Raw genomic sequence first — 26009 nt, forward strand, 5'->3', positions numbered from 1 at the left:
CCATGGGAACAACATCAGGAACCGCCACCCGCCGCATGACGGTGGCCCAGGCCGTCGTCGAATACCTCTCCAAGCAGTACACCGTCGATACAGTGGGCGGTGTTGAGTACCGCGAACGGCTGATTCCGGGCACGTTCGGCATCTTCGGGCACGGCAACGTGGCCGGCGTAGGCCAGGCGCTGAAGCAGTACCAGCAGCTGGATCCGGCGATCATGCCGTACTACCAGGGCCGCAACGAGCAGGCCCAGGTGCACCAGGCCGTTGGGTATGCCCGGCACACCCGCCGGCGGCAGACCTTCGCGATCAGCACCTCGATCGGGCCGGGTTCTTCGAACCTGCTGACCGGTGCCGCCCTGGCCACGACCAACCGCCTGCCGGTGCTGCTACTGCCCTCGGACACCTTCGCCACCCGCGCCGCGGACCCGGTGCTGCAGCAGCTAGAACAGCCCTACGCGTACGACCTCACCGTCAACGACGCGTTCCGCCCGCTGTCCAAGTTCTTCGACCGCGTCTCCCGCCCCGAGCAGCTGTTCTCCGCATTCCACCACGGCCTGCGCGTGCTCACCGACCCGGCGGAAACCGGCGCGGTGACCATTTCGCTGCCGCAGGACGTCCAGGCCGAGGCCTTCGACGTTCCGGTCGAGTTCCTGGCCGAGCGGGAGTGGCGGATCCGCCGCCCGGATGCGGACGACGCCGATATCGCCCGCGCCGCCGCAGCTATCCGTGCCGCCAAGCGGCCACTGATCATCGCCGGCGGCGGCGTCCTCTACGCCTACGCCAATGACGAACTCGCCAAGCTCGTGGAACTGACCGGCATCCCGGTGGGCAACACGCAGGCAGGCGTCGGGGTGCTGCCGTGGGACCACAAGTTCTCCCTCGGCGCCATCGGTTCCACGGGCACGACGGCGGCGAACGCCATTGCTGCAGAGGCGGACCTGATCATCGGGATCGGCACGCGCTACGAGGACTTCACCACCGCTTCGCGGACCGCGTTCCAGAACCCGGACGTGAAGTTCATCAACATCAACGTGGCCCCGATCGACGCGTACAAGCACGGCACCACGCTGCCGATCGTCGCAGACGCCCGCAAGACGCTGGTCAAGCTCAACGCCGCCCTGGGCGGGTACCGGGTGGGTGCGGACCTGGAGCAGAAAGTCGCGGCAGAGAAGCAGCGCTGGGACGCTACCGTGGACGAAGCTTTCGATACGCGCCACACGCCGCTGCCGGCGCAGAACGAGATCATCGGTGCTACCTCCCGCGCCATGGACGCCCGCGACGTCGTCATCTGCGCCGCCGGATCGCTCCCCGGTGACCTGCACAAGATGTGGCGCGTCCGCGACCCGTTCGGCTACCACGTGGAATACGCGTACTCCTGCATGGGCTACGAAATCCCCGGCGGCCTCGGCGTCAAGCGGGCGGCGCTGGCCGAAGCGGCAGGCACGACGGCGGGAGGCGGGGAACGCGCAGAGCCGCGCGACGTCGTCGTGATGGTCGGTGACGGCTCCTACCTGATGATGCACACCGAACTCGTCACCGCCGTCGCCGAACGCATCAAACTGATCGTCGTCCTGATCCAGAACCACGGCTATGCTTCCATCGGCTCGCTCTCCGAGATGCTCGGTTCCCAGCGGTTCGGCACCCAGTACCGGGCGCTGAACGAGGAACAGCACAGCTTCGACGAAGGCGAAACCCTGCCCGTGGACCTGGCCCTGAACGCCGAGTCCCTGGGCGTGAAGGTCATCCGGATCGAACCGGGGGAGAAGGCCATCGCCGAGCTCGAGCAGGCCATCCGCGACGCCAAGGCGGCACCCGAACGGGGTGGTCCGATCCTGATCCACGTCGAATCCGACCCGCTGCTGGACGCCCCGTCCTCCGAGTCCTGGTGGGACGTGCCGGTTTCCGAAGTCTCCGAGCTGGACTCCACGAAGCAGGCCTTCCACACCTACGTCGACCATAAATCACGCCAGCGCAAGCTGCTCGGCTAAGCACACTTTTTACTACTCAAGGAAGAGTCCCATGACTGCCACCACCACCGAAACCGTCATCAACCACTTCATCAACGGCGCCGAAACCGCCGGCGAAGGTGACCGCACCACCCCCGTCTATAACCCGGCCACCGGCAAGGTCTCCGCCCAGCTCCGGCTGGCCAACCGCGCGGACCTGGACACCGCCGTCGCCGCCGCCCGCACCGCCGCGGACTCCTGGGGCGATGTGTCCCTGGCCAAGCGCACCGCCGTCCTGTTCAAGTTCCGCGAACTCGTCGCCGCGCATGTTGAAGAACTCGCGCAGCTGGTCACCGCCGAGCACGGCAAGGTGATTTCCGACGCCAAGGGCGAAATCGGCCGCGGCCTGGAGGTCATCGAATACGCGTGCGGCATCCCGACGCTGCTCAAGGGTGACTACTCGGACCAGGTGTCCACCGGCATCGACGTGTTCTCCTTCCGCGAGCCCCTCGGCGTGGTGGCGGGCATCACCCCGTTCAACTTCCCCGTGATGGTGCCGCTCTGGATGGCGCCCATGGCGATCGCCACCGGCAATGCCTTCATCCTTAAGCCCTCCGAGCGGGACCCCTCGGCCTCGCTGCTGCTGGCCAAGCTCTGGAAGGATGCCGGCCTGCCGGACGGTGTGTTCCAGGTCCTGCACGGCGACAAGGAAACCGTCGACGGGCTGCTGACCCACCCGGACGTGGACGGCATCAGCTTTGTTGGCTCCACCCCGATCGCCCAGTACGTCCACGAGACCGCGACCAAGCATGGCAAGCGCGTCCAGGCCCTCGGCGGGGCGAAGAACCACGCCATCATCCTGCCCGACGCCGACCTGGACAACGCCGCCGACCACCTCGCCGCCGCCGCGTTCGGCTCCGCCGGCGAACGCTGCATGGCCATCTCCGTCGCCGTCGCCGTCGGTGAAGCCGCTGACCTGCTGGTCAAGAAGGTCGAAGAACGCGCCCTGGCCGTGAAGGTCAACAACGGCACCGCACCCGATGCTGAAATGGGCCCGGTTATCACCCCGGCCTCCAAGGAGCGCATCGTCCGGATCGTGAGCGAGGCAGAGGCAGCAGGCGCTGCCATGGTGGTGGACGGCCGCGACCTGGTGGTTCCCGGCCACGAAGACGGCTTCTGGGTGGGCCCCACCGTCATCGACCATGTCAAGACCGAAATGACTGCCTACCAGGAAGAGATCTTCGGACCCGTCCTGGTGGTGGTACGGGTGGACACCCTCGAAGACGGCATCCGGCTCATCAACGCCAACCCCTATGGCAACGGCACAGCCATCTTCACCTCCTCCGGCGCCGCCGCCCGGAAGTTCCAGCGCTCCGTCACCGTCGGCATGATCGGCATCAACGTGCCCCTGCCCGTCCCCGTGGCGCACCACTCCTTCGGCGGCTGGAAGGCCTCGCTCTTCGGCGACAAGCACATCTACGGTCCCGAAGGCGTCAGCTTCTACACCCGCGGCAAGGTCATCACCTCACGCTGGCCCGAAACCCACCACGCCTCCGGCGCCTCCTACAACTTCCCCTCCAACTGACCCCGAGAGGCAACGCTGTCATGACTGAGAACAAACTGATCATCGGCACCGCGCCGGACTCCTGGGGTGTCTGGTTCGCGGACGATCCCAAGCAGACCCCGTGGGAGCGCTTCCTGGATGAAGTGGCCGAGTCCGGTTACAAGTGGATTGAACTGGGCCCGTACGGTTACCTTCCCAACGACCCCGCCCGCCTCGCCGAGGAACTCAAGCAGCGCGACCTCAAGGTGACTGCCGGCACCGTCTTCACCGCCTTCCACCGCGGGCTGGACCAGTGGGAAACCGCTTGGGAGCCCGCCCGGAAGGTGGCTGAACTGACGGCAGCCATGGGCGGCGAACACATTGTGGTTATCCCCGCCATGTGGCGTGACGACGTTACCGGCGAGGCAGTGGAAAGCGGCACCCTGAGCGAAAAGGCCTGGGATGACCTGTTCGCCGGCCACAACCGCCTGGGCAAGACCCTGCTCGAGGACTTCGGCCTGCAGCAGCAGTTCCACTCGCACGCTGACTCCCACGTCGGCGCGCAGGAGGACATCGAAACCCTCCTCGGCGCCACGGACCCGACGTACCTGAACCTCTGCCTGGACACCGGCCACGCCGAATACTGCGGCGCGTCCAGCCTGGACCTGATCAAGAACTACCCGGACCGGATCGGCTACCTGCACCTGAAGCAGATCAACCCGGAGATCCTCAAGAAGGTCAACGAGGAAAACATGACCTGGGCTGCAGCCAACCTGGCCGGCGTCATGACCGAACCGCCGAACGGCCTGCCGGACCTGCGCGCCGTCATCGAAGCCGTCGAGGCGCTGGACCGGCCCATGTTCGGCATCGTGGAACAGGACATGTACCCGGTAGCCTTCGACGTACCCATGCCCATCGCCAAGCGGACCCGCAACTATCTGCTGTCCTGCGGCTCCCGCACCGCCGTCGCCTGACGGCCCGCTGACACCCACCCATACACACCAAAAGGACAGAACAATGACTGAAACCCTCCGCGTGGCCGTCATCGGTGCCGGCCGCATGGGCGCCGACCACATCCAGCGCCTGAACACGCGCATCCATGGCGCCGAGGTGGCCGCCGTCGTGGACGTTGACCTGGCCCGCGCTCAGGCCGCCATCGAAGGCATCCCGGGTGCGGTGGCCCTGGCCGATGCCGAGGAGGCGCTCAACAACGGCGACGTCAACGCGGTCCTGATCGCCACCCCGGGCTTCCTGCACGAGGACATCCTGCTCAAGGCCATCGCCAAGGACATCCCCATCCTCTGCGAGAAGCCGCTGACCCCGGACGCCGAATCCTCGTGGAAGATCGTCCAGGCCGAGGTGGAGCTCGGCCGCAAGCGCATCCAGGTGGGCTTCATGCGCCGGTTCGATGCCGAATACGCGGCCCTGGGCCGGATCATCCGGGACAACGAACTGGGCGAGCTGCTGATGCTGCACCACCAGCACCGCAACCCCACCACGCCCGAGGGCTTCACCAACGAGATGCTCATCAACGACTCAGTTGTCCACGAGTTCGACGCTGTCCGGTACTTCACCGGCGAGGAAATCACCAGTGTCCAGGTCCGCCTGGGCAAGCCCACCCGGAACGCGCCGAACGGCCAGCACGACCCCCAGCACGTCCTGCTGGAAACCGAATCCGGTGTCCTGGCCGACGTCGAAATCTTCGTCAACGCCAAGTTTGGCTACGAGGTGGCCACGCAGGCCTCCTTCGAGGACGGCATCGTCAACATCGGCGGCGACAAGGGCCCTTACACCCGCAGCGACGGCCACTGGGGCGGCAAGGTCACGCCCGGGTTCGAAGAGCGTTTCGGCGCGGCGTACGACGTCGAAATCCAGTCATGGGTGGACGCGGCACTTAGGGGCGACATAGGCGGCCCCTCCGCCTGGGACGGGTACGCCACCGCCGCGTGCTGCGAGGCCGGCGTCGAAGCCCAGAAGAACGGCGAAAAGGTAGCCGTGAAGCTGGCAGCCAAGCCGGACCTTTACAACTGACCGAGCCAGCGGCCCTGATCCCTCATGGAGTGTTTACGTGAAAATCGCCCTTGACCCCACGCCGTTCCACCACTCGCACAGCCTCCTGGAGTTCCCGAAGGTAGTGGCGGACCTGGGCTACAAGTACATGCAGATGACCCCGCACGCGGACTTCATCCCGTTCTACAACCACCCCAAGGCGGATGACGAACTGGTGGGCAAGCTGAACAAGGCATGCCGGGACGCGGGGATCGAAATCGCCTCGGTGCTGCCGGTGCTGCGCTGGTCCGGGCCGGACGAGGATGCCCGCGAGGCCGCCGTCCGCTACTGGAAACGCGCTATCCAGATCACCGTGGACCTGGGCGTGAAGACAATGAATACCGAGTTCAGTGGCCGGCCGGAAAAGGCCGAGGAGTCTGAACGCGCGTTCTACCGCTCCATGGAGGAGTTGCTGCCCATCATCGAACGGGAAGGGATCGACCTGCTGATCGATCCGCACCCTGATGACTTCGTGGAGGAGGGGCTGGCTGCCATCCGCGTGATCCGCGGCCTGAATTCAAAGAACGTGGGCATGGTGTATGTGGCCTCGCACAGCTTCCACATGCAGAATGACCCGCTGGACATCATGCGGGCTGCGGGGGACAAGCTGCGCCTGGTTCACGTGGCCGACACCATGAACCACCACGCCTCTCACGGCCTGCGCTACATCACCAACCCGCCCGGGAACCCCGTGCGGGTGCACCAGCACCTCAAGATCGGCGACGGCGACGTCAACTGGGACGAGTTCTTTGGCGGACTCCAGGAGATCGGCTTCCTGGACCGCGAGGACACCGTCATGGTCTCCAGCGTCTTCGCGGAGGACGAGAACGCCCAGGAAGTCTCCCGCTACCAGCTGGAGACGATGAAGCAGTACGTCCAGAAGGTGACCAAGTAGCATAAAGACACCGCGTTGACGGGGCCCCAAGCCATTGGCTGGGGCCCCGTCGTCGTTGTTTGGTCGTCGTCCTGCCGCCATTCAGCCCGTCAGAACGTCATAACATCCTAATGTCAGAACAAAGTCTTGACATTAGTGAATTGGATCACCATGATCATTGGGAAGGCAAGAACGAAACCGGCGTAATGAGGCGCCGGGTCAGCCCGGATCAAAGGAGATGTATCGTGAAGAAGTTTTCCTGGCGGAAGGCGGCCCTGGTGGCGGCCGTCGTGCCGATGATGGCGCTCAGCGCCTGCTCCAGCACCGGCGGCCGGACCGAGCCGGCTGGCGGTTCCGGGGGTGGCCAGGTGGCCGCCACCGACCGCATGAAGGTCGCCCTGATCACCCATGCTGCTCCCGGAGATACCTTTTGGGACATCGTCCGCAAGGGGGCCGAGGAGGCCGCTGCAAAGGACAACGTGGAACTGCTCTACACCTCGGATCCCGAAGGCGGACGCCAGGCGCAGCTTATCCAGCAGGCTATTGACCAGAAGGTTGACGGGATCGCCGTGACGCTGGCCAAGCCCGATGCCCTGAAGGATTCCCTCAAGAAAGCCGCGGACGCCGGTATTCCCGTCGTCAGCCTCAATGCGGGCGAATCGGTCTCTGCCCAACTGGGCGCTTTCACCCACTTCGGATCCAACGAAAAGCTCGCTGGTGCCGCAGTTGGAACGAAGCTCAGCGAACTGGGCCTGAAACACCCCATCTGCGTGATCCAGGAGCAGGGGCACGTCGGCCTGGAAGCCCGGTGCGCAGGCGTCAAGGAAAAGGTGGCCGGAACGGAGATCCTGTATGTCCCCGGAACTGACATGGCCCAGGTTTCCTCAACCGTTACCGCCAAGCTGCAGGCTACGGCTGACGCCGACGTCATCATTGGCCTGGGCGCGCCGTACACCTTGACCATCCTGAAGGCCGTGACTGGCGCCGGCAGCAAGGCCAAGGTCGCCTCGTTCGACATGAACCCCGAGCTCGCGCAGAAGATTGCTGACGGAGATGTCATCTTCACGGTTGACCAGCAGCCGTGGCTGCAGGGCTACGGATCAATCGACGCCCTGTGGCAGGCCAAGCGCGGTGGGTTCAGGATCGGCGGCGGGCAGCCCGTACTGACCGGCCCCTCCATCGTCGACCAGGCCGCGGCCGCCGACGTTCTCGAGTTCGCCAAGGAAGGCGTCCGCTAACACCCGCCAGCCGGGGGCCGGCCGACGCCGGTCCCCGGAAGCAAGGAGAACCATCATGACCATGACCCCAACGATTACAAAACCAGCTGTGGCAGATGAGCGTGTTGCAAAACGAAGCCCTCTGCAGAAGCTGCTCGGCCGCCCGGAAGTTGGCGCCCTGGTGGGTGCGATCGTCCTCTTCGTCTTCTTCGCCTCGGTGTCGCAGACATTCATCCAGCCAAATGCCTTCGCTACCGTGCTGTACGGCAGTTCCACCATCGGAATCATGGCGGTGGGCGTGTCCCTGCTGATGATCGGCGGCGAGTTCGACCTCTCCACCGGCGTTGCAGTCATCAGTTCCGCCCTCACCGCGTCGATGTTCAGCTGGTATTTCAGCATGAACGTCTGGGTGGGCGTGATCCTGGCCCTCATGGTCTCGCTCGGCATCGGGTATATCAACGGCTGGATTCTGATGAAGACGAAGCTGCCCAGTTTTATCGTCACGCTCGCAACGTTCCTGATGCTGACCGGCCTGAACCTGGGCCTGACCCGCATGATCGGCGGAGGGGTATCCTCCCCGTCCATATCCGACATGGACGGCTACCAGGCCGCGCGCGCCATTTTTGCTTCCTCGGTAAACATCGGGGGCGTGGATGTCAACAACACCGTCTTCATCTGGATCGCCCTCGTTGCACTGGCGTCGTGGGTGCTGCTGCGCACGAAGGTTGGCAACTGGATCTTCGCGGTGGGCGGTGACGCGAACGCGGCCCGCGCCGTGGGTGTTCCAGTGAAGGCCACCAAAATCGGACTGTTCATGGCCGTGGGCTTCTGTGGCTGGATCCTGGGCATGCACAACCTTTTCGCCTTCGACGCGGTGCAGTCCGGTGAAGGCGTGGGCAATGAGTTCCTCTACATCATTGCCGCGGTCATCGGCGGCTGCCTCCTGACCGGTGGCTACGGTTCAGCCGTCGGTGGTGCGATCGGTGCCTTCATCTTCGGCATGGCCAACAAGGGCATTGTGTACGCGCAGTGGAACCCGGACTGGTTCAAGTTCTTCCTTGGCCTGATGCTGCTGCTGGCCACCATCGTGAACCTGATCGTCAAGCGCCGCGCAGAGCTTAAGTAAAGGAACGGACCAATGAACGCCAAACAAATTGACCAGCAGACCCTGCTCAGGGGCGAAAAAGATCCGCTCACGCACACGCCGGTGCACCTGCTTTCCCTTAACAACGTTGGCAAGCACTACGGCAACATCGTGGCCCTGCGGGATGTCACGATGGCGGTGGACAATGGCCGCGTGACCTGCGTCCTGGGCGACAACGGCGCCGGCAAGTCCACGCTGATCAAGATCATCGCCGGCCTGCACCAGCACGATGAAGGCACGCTGAACATCATGGGTGAGGAGCGGAAGTTCGGTTCCCCCCGCGACGCACTCGATGTCGGTATTGCCACGGTCTACCAGGACCTTGCGGTAGTCCCACTGATGCCCATCTGGCGGAACTTCTTCCTGGGCTCCGAGCTGACCACCGGGTTCGGCCCGTTCAAGAGCCTTGATGTCCAGAAGATGAAGGACATCACCAAGAAGGAACTCGCGGACATGGGCATCGACCTCCGCGACGTGGAGCAGCCCATCGGCCAGCTGTCCGGCGGTGAGCGGCAGTGTGTGGCGATCGCCCGCGCGGTGTACTTCGGCGCCAAGGTCCTGATCCTGGATGAGCCGACGGCGGCCCTCGGCGTGAAGCAATCGGGCGTGGTTCTGCGGTACATCCTGCAGGCGCGCGACCGCGGCCTTGGGGTCATCTTTATCACCCACAATCCGCACCACGCCTTCCCCGTGGGGGACCGGTTCCTGTTGCTCAAGCGCGGTAAGTCCATCGGCTACTACGACAAGAAGGACATCACCCTGGACGAGCTCACGGCCCAAATGGCCGGCGGCGCCGAACTTGCCGAACTTGCCCATGAACTCGAGCAGCTCGGCGGGCACAGCGAGGCCCTCAAGGAAGTTCAGGCCGAAGTGGCGGAGGTCAGCGATACCCGCTGACGCCCGTTTGGCCCCGCGGGGCCAACTGACGCCCGCCACGAAAAAATCCATCAGACAGGAAACGAGCATGCCGATCCGGGTTGGCGTCATTGGCGCCGGAGTCATGGGCGCGGACCACATCAGGAATCTTTCCACCAGCGTCCACGGCGCGGAGGTCACCTATGTGGCGGATCTCGACGCCGGCCGGGCCCAGGCGGCGGCGCCGCCTTCCGCCCGGGTTACCACCGACCCCAGCGAGCTGATCCACTCCAGCGAGGTGGACGCCGTCGTGGTCGCGTCGCACGACTCGACGCACGCCGGCCTTGTGCTGGAGTGTTTCGAGGCCATGACGCCGGTGCTGTGCGAAAAACCGCTGGCGCCCACGCTGCTGGAAAGCATCGAGGTGGTGGCCGCCGACGCGGACATCATCGCGGCCACCGGCGCCTCGCTGCTGTCCCTCGGGTTCATGCGGCGCTTCGACCCCGGGTACGTGGCATTGCGGACGGCTGTGGCATCCCGCGCCCAGGGCGAGCCGCTGATGGTGCACTGCACCAGCAGGACCGCTGCCGCAGGGCCGGGCACCACTGCCGAGTCCGCCATCACCAACTCCGCGATCCACGAGCTGGACATCATCCCGTGGCTGCTGGGCTCGCCCATCACGGAGGTGTCCTGGCAGGCCGGGCGGAGGTCCCGGAACAGCGCGGACGGCCTGTCAGACCCGGCCTTCATGCTGCTCCGCACCGCTGACGGCACGCTGGCAACACTCGAACTGTTCCTCAACGCCCGGTATGGCTACACCACCGGATGCGAGGTGGTCTCCGAACTGGGCACGACCCGGCTGCCCGAACCGGCGGCGCTGGTTACCCGCGAGGCCGGGCAGATGGGCCGCGGGATCCCGGCGGACTGGCGGCCCCGGTTCGCCGACGCCTACCGGCTGCAGCTGCAGGCCTGGATCACCGCGCTCCAAGAGGGTGAGCCGGCTCCACTGGCCACCGGCGCCGACGGCCTTCGGGCAGCCCAGCTGGCTCAGGCCATGACCCGTTCACTGCACAGCGACGGCGCCTTCACCAAGGTGGTCTACTGATGGCGGGCGCAACCCATCCCGGCTCCCTGCCAGCCTCCCGTATTCCGGACTCCCGCGATGCGCCCCCGCTGCGATGGGGGATTATGGGACCGGGTTGGATCGCCGGGAAGTTCACTGAGTCCTTGCAGGCGTCCACGCGGCAGGTGATTGCCGCCGTCGGCTCCCGCTCACTGGACCGCTCGAAGGACTTCGCGGAACGGTACGGGGTCCCGGCCGCCTATGGCAGTTACGAGGAACTGGCGGCTGCGCCGGATGTCGATATTGTGTACGTCTGCACGCCCCATAACTTCCACCACCAGGCCGCGCTGCTGGCCATCGCTGCCGGGAAACACGTCCTGGTGGAAAAGCCCCTGGCCATCAACGCAGACCAGGCCCGGGACATCGCGCGGCAGGGCCGGACGGCAGGTATTCTTGCCGCCGAGGCGATATGGACGTTCTTCCTGCCCAAGTTCGACGTGATCCGCCAGATCCTCAGCGCGGGAACGCTGGGAACCGTCACAACAGTCCTGGCCGAATACGGCGAGCACTTTGACCGCAGCCACCGCATCTTCGACCCTGACCTGGCTGGTGGTCCGCTTCTTGACCTGGGCACCTACCCGCTGGCGCTGATTACCGAAATCCTGGGCGCGCCCGGCGTCCTGCACGCGGTAGGGCAGCCGCACGAATCAGGCGTCAACGCCCAGCTGTCCGCCGTGATGCAGTTTCCGGACGGGGCCCAGGCGGTGGCCAACACCCACCTGCACAACTTCACCCCCACCGTGGCGACCATCGTGGGGACGGAAGCCACCCTGGTGATCGACGGGCCCTTCAACATGCCGGGCGGCTTCGAGGTGCGGTTCCCGGACGGAACCACACTCCGCTACGAGGAACCGGCTGCGGGGCACTTGGAAGGCCTCCACTATGAGGCCGCTGCCGTCGCCCGGGCCATCGCGGCTGGGCGGACCGAAGTCTCTGAAAGGCCCCTCGAAGCTTCCGTCCGCACCCTCGCCGTCGCGGACGAAATCCGCCGCCAGCTAGCCATTGCCTTCCCCGGCGAGGCGGCCCCACCAACCACCCCTGCAACGGAGGAACAAGCATGAAAGACGTAGTCCTCGGACTGGTCGGCGTAGGACGCATCGGCGTCATGCACGCCAACAACATCACGGCCCTGAACACCGACCTGAACCCGGCTGGCATCAATGTCCGGCTCCGGCTGACCGACGTGGCGCAGGAGCACGCCCGCTCCGTGGCCGCCGGGCTGGGGGCGGAGTTCCTGCCCACCGTGGAGGAGCTGATCGGATCCGGCATCGACGGCCTGGTGATCGCCACCGGGACGGCGACGCATCCGGACCTGATCCGTGCCGGCGTGGACGCCGGGATCCCGGTGTTCTGCGAGAAGCCGGTGGCCATGAACGTGGAGGATGCCCTGCCTGTCCTGGACTACATCCGCGCCCGGAACGGCGTGGTGCAGATCGGCCACCAGCGCCGTTTCGATGCCGGCTACCTCGAAGCCCGCCGCGCCTTCCAGTCCGGGGAACTGGGCTGGATCCACTCGCTCCGGGCAGTCACCTGCGACATGGCGCCGCCGCCCGTCGAGTTCATCGCAACCTCCGGCGGGCTGTTCCGCGACTGCTCGGTACACGATTTCGACATCCTCCGCTGGCTGACCGGCCGCGAGATCGTCTCCGTTTACGCTACCGGCTCCAACAACGGGGACCCCGCCATCGGCGCGGTGGGGGATGTGGATACCGCGCTCGCCGTGGTGGCGTTCGACGACGGCACGGTGGGCAGCGTGTCGGCAAGCCGCTACAACGGGGCGGGGCACGACGTACGGCTGGAGATCCAGGGCTCGGCGGGCTCGCTGATGGTGGGACTGGATGAGAAGGCCGCGCTGCGGTCGGCGGAAGCGGGCGTCAGTTTTCCTGGCGGTACCCCGCACCAGACCTTCGCCGAGCGCTTCGACCAGGCCTACCGGTCGGAACTGCATGCGTTTGTTGAACTGGTGCTCGGACTGCGGGAAAACCCGTGCACCCCCGAGGACGCTGTGGCTGCCTCCCGCGTAGCCGACGCGGCCCAGGAATCCCTTGCCACGGGCGTCCCGGTGGCGGTCAGGTCCGGGGCGGGGCTGTTGAGCTCCTGACCTTCAGCACGGGTTCGAGCTTTTCGACGACGGGGGGCGCCTCCCGTCTGCCGGCCCCTTCCAGCCGGTCCAGCATGACCTTCGCGGCGAGCCTGCCCAGCTCCGCGGCGTGCTGGTCGATGGAGGTCAACCCGATCAGCGGCGAGGCCGCAATCGTGATGTTGTCGCACCCCACGATGGCCATGTCCTCCGGCACGCGCAGGCCGTGCCCCGCCAGCGCCTCCATGATGCCGATTGCGGTGACGTCATTATGTGCAAAAAGGGCCGTGGGCAGGGGCGCGCCGGACGCCAGGAACTGCTCCATCACGGCCCGGCCGCCCCGCTCGGTCATGTCGCTGTGCACCAGCAGCGGCTCGAGCCCGAACCCGGCCATCGCGTGCAGGTACCCGGCGCGGCGGGCCGTGTACGGAAGCCGCGAGGGGATGTCCACGTGGGCAATCCGCCGGTGCGCCGCAGCGTGGAGGTGCTCCACGGCGAGCACACCGGAACGGAAGTCGTCCGTCAAAACGGAATCGACGCCGTCGGCCGCTATTTCCCGGGTGATGACGACGGCGGGTGTGCCGCGCAGCGCGGACGCCAGCTCCTCGGCGGTGCCGGTGTAGCCGGCCAGGATCACGCCGTCGACGCGAAGGTCCACGAAGGAGCGGACCGCCTCGAGTTCGGTGCGGGAATCGGCCGCGCCCACGGCCACGAGTAGCTGGTTGCCGCTGCCGGCAATGCCCTCGGTGATGCCGTCGTAGGTGTCGGCGAACACCGGGTTGTGCATGTCGATGATGAGCACGCCCAGCGTGCGGGTGCGGTGGCTGGCCAGGCGGCTGGCGAGCCGGTTGGGGGAGTAACCCAGGGCGGCGGCGCTCTCCAGCACCGCCGCACGCTTGGCCGGCGAAACCTTGGGCGAATCCCGCATGACCAGGGACACAAGCGCGCGGCTGACGCCGGCCCGCCGTGCCACATCCTCCATGGTGACGGTGCGCGGGGAACTGTTCACGGAAGCCAACTATGCCAGTTGCAGGCCGCGGCCGGCCTCAGGATCCAAACGGCAGCCGGGGGTCGATGTCCTGGGCCTCCCAGCCCTGCCGGACCCAGCCATGGTGCGGGTCGTCGCTGATCAGCCATTCGCGCACCGGTCCCGGCCCGGCCATCACGTTGAGGTAGTACATGTCGTAGCCGGGAGCAGCCATCGCAGGGCCGTGCCAGCCGTAAGGAACCAGGACGACATCGCCCGTGCGGACCTCCGCGGACACATCGATGGGCCGCTCGTCCGAGGCGTAGACGCGCTGGTAGCCGATGGCATCCGCGTCAGCCGGAGCGCCGGACCCGGCGGCCACCTGCGTCTCGAAGTAGTAGATCTCCTCAAGCTGGGTCTCGCCGTCCTTTTCCTCGTCGTGCTTGTGAGGCGGGTAGGACGACCAGTTGCCGGCCGGGGTCAGGACCTCGCAGACGATGAAGCGGTCGGCTTCCAGTGCGGCGGGAGTGCCGAAATTGTGCACTTGGCGGGAGCAGTTCCCCGCCCCGCGGAGCTCCACCGGTGTTTCGGCAGCGGTGACCAGGCGGGTGGGGTACGAGACCCCGGCGGGCGCCGTGGCGACGGCGACGCGGCCGCCGTCGGGAGAGCTGATGGTGACCTCGCGCCCGGTGCCGGAGTACAGGACGTCGCTGGGGCCGGCGAAGACTGAGGGGCGTCCGCCGAGGGCGTAGTCCGTGCCGTCCACGGTGACGGTGAAGGCGCCGTTGAGCGGCACCACGATGCGTTCCTCAGCGGCGGCGGGGAGTACGACGGCGGCGCCGGCGGCAAGGGTGGCCATCTTCAGTCCCGTGTGTGCCCACCCCTCCACCGCGAGGGCGGAGTCGGAGGTGCCGATGGAAACGTCCCATGTTCCGTCGGTGGCGGTGCCGAGGGGATAGACCCAGTTGGTCATGGAGTTGGCTCCTTGGATTAGCGCTGTACGAGTGTCATTTCAAAGCTGTAGGAGTCCGCCCGGTAGACATGGTGCCCGGTTTCCACACGGCGGCCGGTATCGTCCACGGCCGTGCGCTCCATGGTGACCAGGGCGGACCCGGGAGCCGCGTCCAGGAGGGGCGCCTGGTAGTCATTGGCGATCATGGCACCGATCCGCTGGTTGGCCAGACGGAAGTTGACGCCGCCGCGCCGGAGGATCGCGTACAGGCCTTCGGCCGCGAGCATGGCTTCGTCCATCGCTGCGATGTCATCGCGCACCCAGTTCTCCATCAGCGCCAGCGGCTTGCCGCCCACTTTGCGGAGCCGGGTGAAGTGGTAGACCTTGGAGCCGGCAGGCAGCTGGAGGGTGGCCAACGTGGGTTCGTCAGCTTCCACGTGCGCGAAGCTGAGGACCTCGGTGGTGGGTTTCTTGCCGTTGTTGGTGAGATCGTCGAAGAGGCTGGACAGTTCCAGGGGACGGCGGACCTGGCTGGAAACCACCTGCGTGCCTACCCCGCGCTTGCGGACCAGCAGCCCGGACCGGACCAACTCGTCCATGGCCTTGCGCATGGTGGGCCGGGAGAGGTTCAGCTGGGCTGCGAGGTCGATTTCGTTGTCCAGCCTGCTGCCCGGCTCGAGTACGCCGCTGTAGATGGCCGCTTCGATTCCCTGCACCACCTGGTGGTAAAGGGGTACGGGGGAGGAGCGGTCGATGCTGAGACCCAGGTTGTTCGCCACGTTCTTTTCCTGTTCTAGGTTGCGGCTCCAGCTGGACCCGGTCGGGCGCCTGGCTGCTTTGCCATCATATGTTCTCTTGATAGGACATACTTTCGTACTTGATCGTAGCAGGATGACGGCGCTGGTCAAGGGCGCAAATGTGCTGACATTAGGACTTTATTTTGACGTCAGGCGTTAGAGCGCTCTAATGTGGGTGGCGGACATCACATCAACGGCCGGGTTCCGGTCCCGAGAGAATTTGAGAGGCAACGATGCTGTTGCAAAAATCAGACTCCACCACGCCGGGGACGACAATCCGGGGCACGGCTGCGCATGGGACGGGGCGCCGAGGCTACCTGGGCCGCCTCACGGCCATCTCCACGCTCGGCGGCCTGCTCTTCGGTTACGACACCGGCGTGATCTCCGGCGCCCTGCTCTCTATGAACGACTCCCTCAACATGACCCCGGTGGAAGAGGCCGGCGTCGTGAGCGCCCTGCTCTTCCCCGGCGCCGCCCTCGGTGCACTGACGGGCGGACGCCTCGCGGACCGGCTGGGCCGCCGCGGATCCCTGCTGGTCTGCGCGCTGCTCTTCCTCCTTGGCGCCATCGGCTGTGCCATCGCCCCCACCGTCACGTTCATGATCGGGGCGCGGATCCTGCTGGGCCTGGGCGTGGGTGCGGCGGCAGTGACCTGCCCGCTGTACCTCGCGGAAATGGCACCGGCCCACCTGCGCGGCCGCATGGTGACCATCAACGAACTCATGATCGTCACCGGCCAGATGCTCGCGTTCGCCATGAACGCCCTGCTCGACGCCTTGATCCAGGACCCCGAGGTGTGGCGCGCCATGCTGGGCATCGCCTCTGTTCCTGCAGTGGCACTGCTCACCGGCATGCTCCTCCTTCCCGAGTCCCCCCGCTGGTATGCCATCCGCGGCCGGCTGGAAGACAGCCGCCGCGTCCTGGACCTCAGCCGCAGCCCCCGGGAAGCAGCGGCCGAGTACGAGGAAATCGCCCGCGCGGCCCGGACGGCCAAGGGTGAACGCGGCCACGCGTGGCGGGACCTGCGGACCAATCCGTGGATGCGACGGCTGCTGTGGATCGGTATCGGACTGGCCGCGGTCCAGCAGGCCACCGGCATCAACACGGTGAATTACTACGCCCCCACCATCCTCGAAAAGAGCGGGCTGGGAGCGAGCGCATCGCTGGTGGCGACCATCGGCGTCGGCGTTACCTCTGTGCTCATGACCATCCTGGGCATCTGGCTGCTGGGCTTCGTGGGACGGCGCCGGATGCTGATCATCGGATTCTCCGGCGTCGTGGGTTCGCAGGCGCTGCTGGCCGTGGTGTTCCTGCTGCCGCAGTCGGACCTGGCCAGCTACACCATCCTGGCGGCCATGATGCTGTTCGTCGCCTTCGTGCAGTGCTTTATCGGCACCTGCGTCTGGCTGCTGCTGTCCGAGATGTTCCCGCTGGCCATCCGCGGCTTCGCCATGGGTATCGCAGTCTTCGCGCTGTGGACCGTCAACGCCGCCATCTCCTTCCTGTTCCCGATCGTGGTGGAAGCGCTCGGCTCGACCGGCACCTTCGGACTGTTCGTCCTGGTGAACCTCGCCTCCCTGGCGTTCGTCGCCCGGTTCGTGCCCGAAACCAAGGGACGCTCACTGGAAGAACTGGAGGCGCACTTCCGCGGCGACGCGCAGGCTGCGGCTCCCGCCCCGATCACCGTCCAGGCCACCAACTAACACTTGGGCAGGTGGCCTACGCTGGGAAAATGACCAGCAGAAGGCGGCGCCCATGAATCTCTCAGGGAACCTCGGCCCCCACCCGCATAACCTCGAGGTGGAGGACCTCGCCAGCTTCGACCGGCTGGTGGCAGCCGGGTCCACGGACCTGCACGGCTGGCATGCACAATCGCTGGACCTCCGCGGCCGGTCGGCGGACCTCGAACGGCTCCAGGTGGAGGGCGCCATCTTCCTGGGCTGCACGTTCGACGACGGGATGGAGGACGCCCTGCGCCGCCGCGGCGCCCTGATCTTCCCGCGCCTGGACGGCGTGCCGTTCAACCCCTACCGTGCAGCGCTCTACACTCCGCAGGAACTGTACGCAGGCCTCGCGGACGCCCCCTATGAGGACCTGCCGGACGCCCGCATCTATCAGTGGAGCATCCGGCCAGGCCAGCGACACCGGGTCGACGCCACGCTCGCCTCGGCCCTCCACGACCACGCCATCGGCGACGCCCTCGACGAACTGACCGGAACCGGCGCATGGTCCGGGCTCCAGATAGTGGGCGTGATGGGCGGGCACGCGGCGCAGCGCGGCAGCAGGGACTTCGCCCAGGCGGCCCGGCTGGGCCGGCTTCTGGCACAGTCGGGGAGCCTGGTAGCCACCGGCGGCGGGCCGGGCGCCATGGAGGCGGCCAACCTGGGTGCCTACCTCAGCAAAGCGTCCGACGGCGATGTCCAGGCAGCGCTGGACACCCTCGCCGCCGTCCCGGGGTTCCGTCCCTCGGTGTCCGCGTGGGCGCGCGCGGCGGCTGCCGTCGTCGAGCGCCATCCGGACGGCACCCCGTCGCTGGGGATCCCCACCTGGTTCTACGGGCACGAACCGCCAAACTACTTCGCCACACACCTCGCGAAGTACTTCGCCAACGCCATCCGGGAGGCCATCCTCCTGGAGCTGTGCCGGGGCGGGATCGTCTTCCTGCCGGGTGCCGCCGGGACCGTCCAGGAAATCTTCCAGGACGCCTGCGAAAACTACTATGGCGCCCGCGAGAAGGTCACGCCCATGGTTTTGGTGGGCAGGGAACACTGGGAAAACCGCTACCCGGCATGGCCCATGCTCCGCAGCCTGGCCGAGGGGCGGGCGATGGCGGACAGCATCTTCCTGGTGGACACCGTGGAGGAAGCCGTAGAGGTCCTGCACGGCTGACCGGTCCATCGGCTGACCGGCCGGAAGACTAGAGGTCTTTGCGGCAGGGGACCTTGCTGAGTTCGTACAGTCCGTTGAGGTCGCCGGTGGAGAGCCCTTCCGGCAGGCCGATCTCCGGGTACATCAGCTGGGTGTGGTCGTCCACATGGTCAAGGCCCATGACGTGGCTCAGCTCGTGGAGGATGACCGCCGTGGCATACATCGGCCCATCGGGGTGCCGCAGCTCGTTGGCGATCTGCGGGGCGTCCAGGTCCAGGCCGCCGGTCACGAAAGTCTTCGGCCCGCCGTCGTACCCGAAATGCGTGCTGCCGCCGGTTCCGATGACCTTGCCCTTCAGCTGCGGGGAGGTTTCCGGCGTGGTCCAGGCAATCAGGAGGGGCGCCCAGCGCTCGCCGTAGGCCTCCGGCTGGAAGGGCTTGCGCTGGGGTGAGGGCTGTTCGGTGGTGGTGCCGTCGTAGACAAACCTGATGCCGGTGGCGGCCGATATGGTGCCGATCGCGTCCGGGACGAGGTGCTCTGCGCCGTCGGGCGCCAGCGCGGTGTTGATGACGTAATGCAGGGGACGGCAGGGGGAATAGCCCACGGGACTGCCGTCGGTGTTGACCGCCAGGAAACGGTAGGAATCGCTGGCGGCGGCCGGCCGGACCGGGGTGGAGAGCGGTGCGTCCGCCTCCTCGAAGCCCGGCGGGGGCGTTGCCGGTGCGGCGGTCGCGGGCTGCGCGCCGTCGTTCCCGGCCACCCCCACGGCCATTCCCGAAGGACCAATCCTGATGTCCAGCAGGTCGCGGATGCGGGGATCATCCAGGGCCGCTGCACCGCCAAAAACGGCGGCCGCGCACAGGAAACCAGCCAGGAGCAGGCGCACCGCAGCGGCGGAACTGCGCCTGCGAGCATTGGCATCGGCATGCCGCGGCGGCCGGGTCTCCATCACAGCACCTCCAGTGGGTCAGCCACTCGGGGCAGCCACGGCCAAGCTACCATTGCCGGGCCTGCACGCCTATGGGAGGGGCGCCACCTGTGGAAACTGTTAAGCTGCGGCAGGTTAACCGGGAACCGCCGATTATCCGACAACTGTGCCGAAGGCCAGGCCCAGCAGGTAGGTGACCAATGCTGCGCCCAAGCCGATGCCCAGTTGGCGCAGGCCGCGGGTCAACGGCGAGGTGCCGGAGAGCAGGCCCACCGCACCACCGGTGGCCAGAAGGGCGATACCCACCAGCACGCCGGCCGTCACCAGCGCGGCCACCCCGGTCATTCCGAACAGGAACGGCAGGACGGGGACGATGGCGCCGGATGCGAAGAAGCAGAAACTGGACAGCGCCGCACCCCATGCGGTGCCGACGGCCTCGTGCTCGTCGCCGGCGTGGGGAAGGTCCGGCTGGAGGGACAGGCTGGGGTCGCAGTCGCAGGAGAGCAGGCCCATGCGTTCGGCCACGCGGTGCTGTGCCGCCTCCTGGGTCATCCCGCGGGCCAGGTACACCAGCAGCAGTTCGTTGTGTTCCAGGTCCAGCTTGGGGGCAGCTGCCAGGGTCACCTGCGTGGGCCGGGTGGCTGCCAGAAGTTCCCGCTGGGACCGGACCGAGATGAACTCGCCGGCACCCATGGACATGGCACCAGCCAGCAAACCCGCGATGCCGCTGAGCAGGACCACGCTGCTGGCGACGCCCGACGCGGCCATGCCCATCACCAGGGACAGGTTGCTGACCAGGCCGTCATTTGCGCCGAAGACTGCGGCGCGGAAGGTGCCGGCCAGGCGGTTCCGGCCGCGCGTGGCCAGGCCCCGGACTACTTCCTCGTGGATCTGCTCGTCTGCCGCCATGGCGTCCGTGGCATTGGGGTCCTTGGCATACGGTGAGCGGGCTTCGGCGCGCTGCGCCAGGGCCAGGACAAACACCGAACCGAAATTACGGGCCAGGAAGCCCAGCAGCCGGCTGCGAACCGAGGCCCGGCGGGGTTTTCCTGCGTGCGGCCCCAGCAGAGCCAGCCAGTGGGCCTCGTGCCGGCCCTCGGCCTCCGCCAGCGCCAGCAGGATGGCCCGTTCTTCGCCCTGCCGGTTCTGCGCCAGGTCGCGGTACACGGCAGCCTCGGCGCGTTCGTCCGCCAGGTACTGGCGCCAGCGCCGGATGTCCGCGGCGGAGGGCTGCCGGATGCCTTTGGGCTCCGTGCCGGTGCTTCCGGCGCGCCGGGATCCTGTGTCCAGGGAATGGTCCGGCTCTGCCGGACGGAACGGTTCTGAGGGGGTGGACACGGGAGCTCCTGAACTGGAAAGGGCATGGTTTCGGCCCCGTTGCAGTGCTAGCTTACTGCGGATTTCCGGGGATTTCTGGCCGGTAAACCAGCGTTGGCGGTTTCGGTAAACCTTAATTCCGCGGCACTTCGGCTGCCTGTACCGGCCGCTCTTGACCCGCTTGCGGCCCGGTGTTGAGATGAACGTGTGGCGCATCCGCGCCCCACTGAAAGAGCACGTCAGGCGAACCATCGGAGGTAGGAAGATGAGCACCACCGGACAGCACCCGGACATGCCGCACCTGGACGCCGTAGAAGCGGATCCGGCGTACGACTACGCCGAAGACGCGCCGGTCGACCAGGACGAGTGGGACACGGAGGACGAGTTCCTGGACGAGGAAGAGCCAGTGGTCCAGACACCGCCTGTCGTGGTCGATGCCGAGGACCGGGTGGTCCCGCTCGATGATGACGGAGTGCGCGAAGCCGAATAGACGCGAAGCCGAATACAACGGACGACGGCGGCACCTCCTTGCGCTGAATGCGGAAGGAGGTGCCGCCGTCGTGCGCCATGAATCTGCCGGCGCGGCGGGGATCCGCCATGATCGCGTCATAGCCGGGGCAGCCCATTAGTATTGCTCCAGAGCGGGCCGGTGAGCCTGCGATGAAAGGTTCGTACATGAAGGCACTGCCAGTTGAGCCGAGCAATATTCCGGTGGCCATCGGCTCCCGGATCCGCGCCGCCCGGCAGTCGCAACGGCTCACGATTGAACAGGTTGCGGACGCCACGGGGCTGACCAAGGGGTTCCTGAGCCGGGTGGAGCGCGACTTGACGTCGCCGTCGGTGGCCTCGCTGGTGACGCTGTGCCAGGTGCTGTCAATCTCCATCGGCGAACTGTTCGCCGCTCCGGAAACCCACCTCACTAAGCGCAATGACGGACCGCGTATTTCCCTGGGCGGCCACGGGATCGTGGAACGGTTGCTGACGGCCCGGTCCGAACGGCGGGTGCAGATCATCCAGGCCGTGATCGAACCGCACGGCCGTGGTGAGTCCGAGCTGTACGCAGTGGACTGCGACGTCGATGTGCTGCACGTGATCAAAGGCAAGTTTCGGCTCATCCTGACCAGCGAGGAATTCGACCTCAGCGCCGGCGACACCGTCACCTTTCCGGGGCGCGAGCCCCACACCTGGGTCAACCCCACGGACCAGCCCGTCGAGGTGCTCTGGGTTCTGGTGCCCGCCGCCAGCCGGTAATCCCCTTCCGCGGCGGACGTTCCCGCCCGGTTTGTCCCCGTTATCTGCCGGGGTGCTCCCGGCCGGCGGTGAACCGTCGCCGCATCCTGGAGGCGGCAGGCCGACAAACTGGGCGGGAGCGCACTCACCCGGCCTCCCTCGACCCGAGCACCGCCCGGATGTCGGCCAGGACCTGGTCCGGCTGGAACCAAATATGTTCGGGCATGTACCGGAGAACAGCGAACCCGTTGACCGCGGAGGCATTGTTCCGCATCCTGTCCCGTCGCATGTCGGCGCGTTTTGAGTGGAATTCAAACCCGTCAATCTCCACGATGAGGAAGCCCTGCAGTAGGAAGTCGACCCGGCCGATGCCCGGCAGGAATACCTGAGCGTCGTAGCTGATGCCGTTGGCGCGGAAGAGATGCTGGGCGTCCACTTCCACAATGGATTCCGCCCGCATGTCCAATTCCCGCAGCGCTCGCAGGACAGGCCGGGAGCGGTCACCACGCAGCTGGTCCTTCAATAGTTCCACGGGCACGCCATGCAGCCGGATGGCTGAGGTTGCCAAGGCCGTTGACGATGGGGGTGGGAGACACCCCATGGCATGCAGGGCCACGTCCTCCACCGCCGCCAATGGCAGCAGGGGATGGCCTGGAAAGTGTACCGACCGGTGCCGGATGAAGCCGTGCCCATGGCCGTGATTGCACGCGAGATGATGCCGTGGCGACGGGTGTCGAAGCCACAGGCCATAATGCGCGGCGGCGCTGGCGCACGTGAGCCGCCCGTTCTGCACAATGGCCGTGGCGACGCCTGGATCACAGCCAGGCAACAAGAACACGCCACGCTTGGGTTGCTGGGCGCCCTGATCCATCAGCTCCCTGATGGCCCGCCGTGAGAATCCGGCCCCCAGCAGTTGTCCAGTCCGGACCGCACCGCCGTTTTGGCGGAGATATTCGAGTGCCTGCATCCCACCATCCCAGACCGATGGGCGTTCCAGGGAAATGCCCATCGGAGACTATGTGGATAAGCCAGCCGTGCGTTCCCGCCCGGTTTGGTCCGGTTGAGGAAGAGTTCTGCCCGCAGGTTCGGCGCCCGCGCCACAGTCACGTCGGTCACTCGTGGCACAAACCGGGCAGCAAGGGAGGCTGCATCCCTGGGTAAACAGGTGATGCCTAGTGGGAAACAGAGGTGTATGATGGCAGTCACACCACCCACTTCGCAGAGAGGCCTTCAGTGGAAGAGCTCCGCATCGAAACCAACGGCAACCTTGGCCCCATTGATTCATCACGGATTCCCCGGTACGCCGGTGCCGCCACCTACGCCCGGCTGCCGCGCCTGGACCAGGTGCCCAAGGCGGACATCACCGTGGTGGGTGTGCCGTTCGACTCCGGCGTTTCCTACCGGCCCGGCGCCCGTTTCGGCGCCAACCACATCCGGGAGTCCAGCCGCCTGCTGCGCCCCTACAACCCGGCTTGGGATGTCAGCCCGTTCGAGAACGTCCAGGTAGCAGACGCGGGGGACATGGCCGTCAACCCGTTCAACATCAACGAGGCCATCGAGACCATCCAGCAGAACGCCCGGGACCTGACGGCCGGTGGCAGCAAACTCGTCACCCTGGGCGGCGACCACACCATTGCCCTCCCGCTGCTCCGCGCCGCCGCCGAGCGCGCCGGCGGACCGATCGCCATGCTGCATTTTGACGCCCACCTGGACACGTGGGACACCTACTTCGGGGCCGAATACACCCACGGCACGCCGTTCCGCCGCGCCGTGGAGGAAGGCATCCTGGACACGGAGGCGATCAGCCACATCGGTACCCGCGGCCCCCTGTACGGCAAGAAGGATCTCGACGACGACCACCGCTTCGGCTTCGGCATCGTCACCTCCGCGGATGTCTACTACCAGGGCGTCCTGGAAACCGTGGCCAAGGTCCGGGACCGGATCGGCAACCGTCCGCTGTACATCTCCGTGGACATCGACGTCCTGGACCCTGCCCACGCGCCCGGTACCGGAACCCCGGAAGCCGGCGGCATCACCAGCCGCGAGCTGCTGGAAATCATCCGCGGCTTCCGCGGGATGAACCTGGTGGGTGCCGACGTCGTTGAAGTGGCCCCGGCTTACGACCATGCAGAAATCACCGGTGTGGCAGCCAGCCACGTGGCCTATGAACTGGTCACCCTCATGGCAGACAATGCGGTTGAAGGCAACCGCTTCGGCGCGGCCACCGGGTATGCCGCCCAGGCCCTCGGCCGGGAAGTCCGGCAGCCTGCCGGTTTCGCCGCTGGAATGAAGGAGTAGCCACCATGATCGATTTCGATCCCGGCACAGCAGCCCCCACCAGGGGTACCGATGCCCGCAACGGCGGGGACCTCGTCGTCGAAACCCTTGAAGCGCTCGGTGCCAAGACCGTCTTCGGCATTCCCGGCCAGCACGCACTCGGCCTGTTCGATGCCATGGGCCGCGGCAATCTGCAGTTCGTCTCGTCGCGTGTTGAAAACAACTCAGCCTTCGCCGCCGACGGCTACTCCCGCGCCACCGGTGAAGTAGGCGTGCTGTTCCTCTCCACCGGGCCCGGTGCGCTGACCTCACTGGCCGGGCTGCAGGAGGCCTACGCCACCGGCGTGCCCATGGTGGTGGTGGCAAGCCAGATCCCGCTCGAGGGACTCGGCGCCCGGCGCAAGGGCATGCTCCACCAGTTGGATGACCAGAAGGCTTCCGCCGCCAACGTCACCAAGAGCCAGCGGCTGATACAGCATGCCTCCGGCATACCATCCGCCATCCAGGACGCCTGGACGGAAGCCATCTCGTCCCCTCAGGGCCCGGTGTGGATCGAAATCCCGCAGAACGTGCTGCTTGACCCCATCATGGTCCCGCCAGTGGAAGACGCGCTCGCAGAAGCCGCGGACAACCCGCCGCGCGTGGAACTGGTTCGCGAGGCCGTGAAATGGCTCGCCGCGGCCAAGCGCCCGGCAATCATCGCCGGCGGAGGTACGCGCCGGGGGCGGGCCGAAAAGTCCCTGCTGTCCATCGCGGAAAAGCTCCGTGCCCCAGTCATTTGCACACCCGGGGGAAACGGGGCCTTTCCCTGGAACCACGAGCTGTCGCTGCAGTCCTGGATGGAGGACCGCTACATGACGGAGCTGCTGGAAGACGCCGACGTCCTTGTGGTGATCGGTTCTTCCCTGGGCGAGGTCACCTCCAACTACTTCACGTTCGAACCCCGGGGCCGCATCATCCAGATCGACGCCGAGCCGCGCGTCCTCGAATCCAACCGGCCGGGCCTGGGCATTCGGGCGGATGCCGGGCAGGCACTGGCTGCCCTGGACGGTGCCCTCGATGAAGCGCTGCAGCGGGACCGCCACGCCCAGCCGGACTGGCACGGCACTTCCCCGGAACAGCTGGTCAAGGACTCGCTGGCCAAGGTCCGCGCCCGACTGGAAGGGCAGGACCTGGCCAAGGAACTGAAGTTTATGGCGGACATCCGCGAGGCCGTTCCGGCGGACATGCAGACGTTCTGGGACATGACCATCGCCGCGTACTGGGGCTGGAGCTGCTGGGATGCCCGTGAGGGGGAGTTCCACTCCGCCCAAGGCGCCGGCGGGCTTGGTTACGGCTTCCCGGCGGCGATCGGTGCCGCTGTGGGCCTGGAAACCGTGGGAAAGCCCGGCCGCGTGCTGGCAGTGTCCGGCGACGGCTCGTCCATGTACTCCATTTCCGAGCTCGCAACGGCCAGGCAGCACAACGTCCCGGTCACGTGGCTGATCGTGGACGACGGCGGCTACGGCATCCTGCGCGAGTACATGGTGGGCGCGTTCGGGAAGGCCACGGCCACCGAACTGGCGCGCCCGGACTTCGTCAAGCTTGCTGAATCGTTCGGCGTCCCGGCAACCCGGGTGGCGCCGGAGGACGTCGGGGACGCCCTGAAGGCGGGATTCGCCGCAGACGGACCCAACGTCGTCGTGGTTGAAACGCTCCTGAAGATGTTCGCCCCCACCCACCTGGGCGACTAACCTGCAGCATCACCGCGGACCCCGGCTCCCACAAGGAGCCGGGGTCTTTTGCGTCCTGCAATGCCGATACGATTCTGGTCATGGAGAACGGCAGCAGCGTGAAACAGGGCGG

The 26009-nt window shown here is 66.6% G+C and carries 23 protein-coding genes; 17 read left to right on the plus strand and 6 right to left on the minus strand.

Annotation, left to right across the window (positions count from 1 at the left end):
• Positions 1 to 35 precede the first annotated feature (35 nt).
• The 11 genes from iolD to ACFWIX_RS05005 all read left to right on the plus strand — a co-directional run bounded on the left by iolD (position 36) and on the right by ACFWIX_RS05005 (position 12849).
• The gene (gene iolD, locus ACFWIX_RS04955) at positions 36 to 1985 is read left to right on the plus strand and encodes a 3D-(3,5/4)-trihydroxycyclohexane-1,2-dione acylhydrolase (decyclizing) (protein ID WP_377215501.1); all 1950 of its coding nucleotides are present in this window, start codon (positions 36 to 38) and stop codon (positions 1983 to 1985) included.
• A gap of 31 nt (positions 1986 to 2016) precedes the next feature.
• Positions 2017 to 3528 (plus strand): CoA-acylating methylmalonate-semialdehyde dehydrogenase, encoded by a 1512-nt coding sequence (locus ACFWIX_RS04960; protein WP_377215002.1) that lies wholly within the window; start codon positions 2017 to 2019, stop codon positions 3526 to 3528.
• Between the two features lie 20 nt (positions 3529 to 3548).
• Positions 3549 to 4460, plus strand: a complete 912-nt coding sequence (locus ACFWIX_RS04965) for a sugar phosphate isomerase/epimerase family protein (protein WP_377215003.1) — start codon at positions 3549 to 3551, stop codon at positions 4458 to 4460.
• Between the two features lie 43 nt (positions 4461 to 4503).
• Positions 4504 to 5517: a Gfo/Idh/MocA family protein gene (locus ACFWIX_RS04970; RefSeq protein WP_377215004.1), complete on the plus strand. Its 1014-nt coding sequence runs from the start codon at positions 4504 to 4506 to the stop codon at positions 5515 to 5517.
• A gap of 37 nt (positions 5518 to 5554) precedes the next feature.
• Positions 5555 to 6430 (plus strand): sugar phosphate isomerase/epimerase family protein, encoded by an 876-nt coding sequence (locus ACFWIX_RS04975; RefSeq protein ID WP_377215005.1) that lies wholly within the window; start codon positions 5555 to 5557, stop codon positions 6428 to 6430.
• Between the two features lie 224 nt (positions 6431 to 6654).
• Positions 6655 to 7647 (plus strand): substrate-binding domain-containing protein, encoded by a 993-nt coding sequence (locus ACFWIX_RS04980; protein WP_377215006.1) that lies wholly within the window; start codon positions 6655 to 6657, stop codon positions 7645 to 7647.
• A 55-nt stretch (positions 7648 to 7702) separates the two neighbouring features.
• Entirely contained in the window at positions 7703 to 8752 is a 1050-nt protein-coding gene (locus ACFWIX_RS04985; RefSeq protein ID WP_377215007.1) for an ABC transporter permease, read from the plus strand.
• A 12-nt stretch (positions 8753 to 8764) separates the two neighbouring features.
• On the plus strand, positions 8765 to 9667 hold the full coding sequence (locus ACFWIX_RS04990) for an ATP-binding cassette domain-containing protein (RefSeq protein ID WP_377215008.1): 903 nt from the start codon (positions 8765 to 8767) through the stop codon (positions 9665 to 9667).
• Between the two features lie 67 nt (positions 9668 to 9734).
• Positions 9735 to 10730, plus strand: coding sequence for a Gfo/Idh/MocA family oxidoreductase (locus ACFWIX_RS04995; RefSeq protein ID WP_377215009.1), 996 nt, complete (start codon positions 9735 to 9737; stop codon positions 10728 to 10730).
• Positions 10730 to 11809, plus strand: a complete 1080-nt coding sequence (locus ACFWIX_RS05000; RefSeq protein ID WP_377215010.1) for a Gfo/Idh/MocA family protein — start codon at positions 10730 to 10732, stop codon at positions 11807 to 11809. The genes ACFWIX_RS04995 and ACFWIX_RS05000 overlap by 1 nt, the downstream gene beginning before the upstream one ends.
• Positions 11806 to 12849: a Gfo/Idh/MocA family oxidoreductase gene (locus ACFWIX_RS05005; RefSeq protein WP_377215011.1), complete on the plus strand. Its 1044-nt coding sequence runs from the start codon at positions 11806 to 11808 to the stop codon at positions 12847 to 12849. Before ACFWIX_RS05000 ends, ACFWIX_RS05005 begins: the two co-directional genes overlap by 4 nt.
• On the opposite strand, the gene ACFWIX_RS05010 is transcribed toward ACFWIX_RS05005, so the two are convergent.
• From ACFWIX_RS05010 to ACFWIX_RS05020, 3 genes are read right to left on the minus strand one after another with little or no spacing between them, the layout of a single operon-like run.
• A complete protein-coding gene (locus tag ACFWIX_RS05010) occupies positions 12818 to 13837 on the minus strand; it encodes a LacI family DNA-binding transcriptional regulator (RefSeq protein ID WP_377215012.1) in 1020 nt (339 codons plus the stop codon). The two genes, ACFWIX_RS05005 and ACFWIX_RS05010, sit on opposite strands and share 32 nt — an antisense overlap.
• A 37-nt stretch (positions 13838 to 13874) precedes the next feature.
• Positions 13875 to 14768, minus strand: a complete 894-nt coding sequence (gene iolB / locus ACFWIX_RS05015) for a 5-deoxy-glucuronate isomerase (RefSeq protein ID WP_377215013.1) — start codon at positions 14766 to 14768, stop codon at positions 13875 to 13877.
• Between the two features lie 17 nt (positions 14769 to 14785).
• Positions 14786 to 15526: a GntR family transcriptional regulator gene (locus tag ACFWIX_RS05020; RefSeq protein WP_377215014.1), complete on the minus strand. Its 741-nt coding sequence runs from the start codon at positions 15524 to 15526 to the stop codon at positions 14786 to 14788.
• A 251-nt stretch (positions 15527 to 15777) separates the two neighbouring features.
• Between ACFWIX_RS05020 and ACFWIX_RS05025 the strand changes: the two genes are divergently transcribed.
• Positions 15778 to 17247: a sugar porter family MFS transporter gene (locus ACFWIX_RS05025; RefSeq protein WP_377215015.1), complete on the plus strand. Its 1470-nt coding sequence runs from the start codon at positions 15778 to 15780 to the stop codon at positions 17245 to 17247.
• 52 nt (positions 17248 to 17299) lie between these two features.
• On the plus strand, positions 17300 to 18433 hold the full coding sequence (locus tag ACFWIX_RS05030) for an LOG family protein (protein WP_377215016.1): 1134 nt from the start codon (positions 17300 to 17302) through the stop codon (positions 18431 to 18433).
• A 28-nt stretch (positions 18434 to 18461) separates the two neighbouring features.
• Here the strand turns inward: ACFWIX_RS05030 and ACFWIX_RS05035 are convergent, their stop codons facing one another.
• Together ACFWIX_RS05035 and ACFWIX_RS05040 are read right to left on the minus strand one after the other, a co-directional pair.
• Positions 18462 to 19361 (minus strand): matrixin family metalloprotease, encoded by a 900-nt coding sequence (locus tag ACFWIX_RS05035; RefSeq protein WP_377215017.1) that lies wholly within the window; start codon positions 19359 to 19361, stop codon positions 18462 to 18464.
• A 132-nt stretch (positions 19362 to 19493) separates the two neighbouring features.
• The gene (locus ACFWIX_RS05040) at positions 19494 to 20630 is read right to left on the minus strand and encodes a VIT1/CCC1 transporter family protein (protein ID WP_377215502.1); all 1137 of its coding nucleotides are present in this window, start codon (positions 20628 to 20630) and stop codon (positions 19494 to 19496) included.
• A gap of 292 nt (positions 20631 to 20922) precedes the next feature.
• Here ACFWIX_RS05040 and ACFWIX_RS05045 point away from each other — a divergent pair, with 292 nt between their 5' ends.
• Both ACFWIX_RS05045 and ACFWIX_RS05050 read left to right on the plus strand, forming a co-directional pair.
• Positions 20923 to 21147, plus strand: coding sequence for a hypothetical protein (locus ACFWIX_RS05045; protein WP_377215018.1), 225 nt, complete (start codon positions 20923 to 20925; stop codon positions 21145 to 21147).
• Between the two features lie 185 nt (positions 21148 to 21332).
• A complete protein-coding gene (locus ACFWIX_RS05050) occupies positions 21333 to 21908 on the plus strand; it encodes a helix-turn-helix domain-containing protein (protein WP_377215019.1) in 576 nt (191 codons plus the stop codon).
• 124 nt (positions 21909 to 22032) lie between these two features.
• Here the strand turns inward: ACFWIX_RS05050 and ACFWIX_RS05055 are convergent, their stop codons facing one another.
• Entirely contained in the window at positions 22033 to 22455 is a 423-nt protein-coding gene (locus ACFWIX_RS05055; protein ID WP_377215020.1) for a DUF559 domain-containing protein, read from the minus strand.
• A gap of 665 nt (positions 22456 to 23120) precedes the next feature.
• Between ACFWIX_RS05055 and speB the strand changes: the two genes are divergently transcribed.
• Positions 23121 to 24185 carry an agmatinase gene (gene speB, locus ACFWIX_RS05060; protein WP_377215021.1) on the plus strand — a complete coding sequence of 355 codons (1065 nt, stop codon included), beginning with the start codon at positions 23121 to 23123 and terminating at the stop codon, positions 24183 to 24185.
• Positions 24186 to 24190: 5 nt separating this feature from the next.
• Entirely contained in the window at positions 24191 to 25897 is a 1707-nt protein-coding gene (locus tag ACFWIX_RS05065) for a thiamine pyrophosphate-binding protein (RefSeq protein ID WP_377215022.1), read from the plus strand.
• Positions 25898 to 26009 lie beyond the last annotated feature (112 nt).

It is taken from the genome of Pseudarthrobacter sp. NPDC058362 (assembly GCF_042723515.1).
Classification (GTDB): Bacteria; Actinomycetota; Actinomycetes; order Actinomycetales; family Micrococcaceae; genus Arthrobacter.

Bases quoted from the DNA above. Each gene is read 5' to 3' on its own strand.
- iolD (WP_377215501.1), top strand. From the start codon at position 36: ATGACGGTGGCCCAGGCCGTCGTCGAATACCTCTCCAAGCAGTACACC.
- ACFWIX_RS04960 (WP_377215002.1), top strand. From the start codon at position 2,017: ATGACTGCCACCACCACCGAAACCGTCATCAACCACTTCATCAACGGC.
- ACFWIX_RS04965 (WP_377215003.1), top strand. From the start codon at position 3,549: ATGACTGAGAACAAACTGATCATCGGCACCGCGCCGGACTCCTGGGGT.
- ACFWIX_RS04970 (WP_377215004.1), top strand. From the start codon at position 4,504: ATGACTGAAACCCTCCGCGTGGCCGTCATCGGTGCCGGCCGCATGGGC.
- ACFWIX_RS04985 (WP_377215007.1), top strand. From the start codon at position 7,703: ATGACCATGACCCCAACGATTACAAAACCAGCTGTGGCAGATGAGCGT.
- ACFWIX_RS04990 (WP_377215008.1), top strand. From the start codon at position 8,765: ATGAACGCCAAACAAATTGACCAGCAGACCCTGCTCAGGGGCGAAAAA.
- ACFWIX_RS04995 (WP_377215009.1), top strand. From the start codon at position 9,735: ATGCCGATCCGGGTTGGCGTCATTGGCGCCGGAGTCATGGGCGCGGAC.
- ACFWIX_RS05000 (WP_377215010.1), top strand. From the start codon at position 10,730: ATGGCGGGCGCAACCCATCCCGGCTCCCTGCCAGCCTCCCGTATTCCG.
- ACFWIX_RS05005 (WP_377215011.1), top strand. From the start codon at position 11,806: ATGAAAGACGTAGTCCTCGGACTGGTCGGCGTAGGACGCATCGGCGTC.
- iolB (WP_377215013.1), bottom strand. From the start codon at position 14,768: ATGACCAACTGGGTCTATCCCCTCGGCACCGCCACCGACGGAACATGG.
- ACFWIX_RS05025 (WP_377215015.1), top strand. From the start codon at position 15,778: ATGCTGTTGCAAAAATCAGACTCCACCACGCCGGGGACGACAATCCGG.
- ACFWIX_RS05030 (WP_377215016.1), top strand. From the start codon at position 17,300: ATGAATCTCTCAGGGAACCTCGGCCCCCACCCGCATAACCTCGAGGTG.
- ACFWIX_RS05035 (WP_377215017.1), bottom strand. From the start codon at position 19,361: ATGGAGACCCGGCCGCCGCGGCATGCCGATGCCAATGCTCGCAGGCGC.
- ACFWIX_RS05045 (WP_377215018.1), top strand. From the start codon at position 20,923: ATGAGCACCACCGGACAGCACCCGGACATGCCGCACCTGGACGCCGTA.
- ACFWIX_RS05050 (WP_377215019.1), top strand. From the start codon at position 21,333: ATGAAGGCACTGCCAGTTGAGCCGAGCAATATTCCGGTGGCCATCGGC.
- ACFWIX_RS05065 (WP_377215022.1), top strand. From the start codon at position 24,191: ATGATCGATTTCGATCCCGGCACAGCAGCCCCCACCAGGGGTACCGAT.